We start from the raw sequence: 1,472 nt of genomic DNA on the forward strand, positions 1-1,472 counted from the left end.
GATGTATCAACCAGAATAGATCTATGATAGGAGAACCCTTCTCATGAATAAAACCAAAATCATATGTACCTTGGGTCCTGCCAGTGATAACAAGGAAACACTGACCGCACTAATTAATAACGGATTAAATGTAGCACGTCTTAATTTATCCCATGGTAATCAAGAATACCTTTTAAAGAACATTAATCTCATAAAAGAAGTCCGAGAACAACTTAACCATCCCATCGCAATCCTCATGGACACCCGTGGCCCTGAAATCCGTACCAAAACTTTTAAAGATGGTGGTGTTGATTTGTTTGCCGGTGAAGTAATCCGTCTTTGTATTGGTGACTTCGAGGGAACCGCTGAAAAATTCTGTATCACATACGAACATCTTTATAAAGATGTTAAACTTGGAAGCAGCATATTAATTGATGACGGGCTTATAGAAGTTGAGGTAACCGAAATTGAAGATACAGATATTATCTGTGTTGTCAAAAATGGTGGTAGGGTTAAAAATAGAAAAGGCATTAATGTACCTGGCGTTGATGTCAAGCTACCGGCTCTAACTGAAGCCGATGCAAATGATATTATCTTCGGCATAAAAGAAGGCATCGACTATTTAGCGGCTTCTTTCATTCGTAGTAAAAGAGATGTGGAAGAAATTCGTGCTTTGTTGGATCAAAATGGTGGTGAACATATTCATATCATCTCAAAAATCGAAAGTCAAACAGGTGTGGATAATATCGATGAAATCATTGAAGTCTCCAATGGCATCATGGTTGCAAGAGGTGACTTGGGTGTCGAGACACCTGCTGAATACATCCCACAAATTCAGAAGAAAATCATTCATAAATGTAACGCTGCAGGCATACCGGTTATAACCGCTACCCAGATGTTAGATTCTATGATTGTTAACCCTAGACCAACTCGAGCAGAAGTATCCGATGTTGCTAATGCTATCTTAGACGGTACAGATGTCATTATGTTGTCTGGTGAAACCGCAGCAGGCTCATACCCTGTTGAATCCATTAAGATCATGCGTAAAATTGCTGAAGCTTCTGAGGAAACTGCGGACTATGAAGCTGTATACAAAAGAATCACAGAAGTTCTTGATAAAAGCGTCACCAACGCTGTGAGCTATGCGACCTGCACCACCGCTATGAATCTAAGTGCAGCGGCAATTATTTGTCCTACTTATAGTGGCAAAACCGCTCGACTCATTTCCATGTTCCGACCGGAATCACCGATTATTGCACCCACCATTAACCCTATTACACAACGGCAACTTAACATGCTATGGGGTGTTATACCGATTATTATGAAAGCAGAAAATTCTTCCGACATCTTGTTCTACAAATCCATTGAACATGCCAAAAGTTTGGGCTTTGCCAAAAATGGAGATACCGTCGTCATTACAGCAGGTATACCTCTTAACACAAAAGGTAATACAAATCTGATGAAAGTCATGGAAGTGGAGTAATAAATAAAAA

General features: G+C 39.7%; 1 protein-coding gene. It reads left to right on the top strand.

All coding sequences use genetic code 11. From position 1 onward, the window contains the following. Window positions 1-43 precede the first annotated feature (43 nt). On the top strand, window positions 44-1,462 hold the full coding sequence (gene pyk / locus P0N36_RS15315; protein ID WP_275843758.1) for a pyruvate kinase: 1,419 nt from the start codon (window positions 44-46) through the stop codon (window positions 1,460-1,462). Window positions 1,463-1,472 lie beyond the last annotated feature (10 nt).

It is taken from the genome of Petrocella sp. FN5 (assembly GCF_029210395.1).
Lineage (GTDB): Bacteria > Bacillota > Clostridia > Lachnospirales > Vallitaleaceae > Petrocella.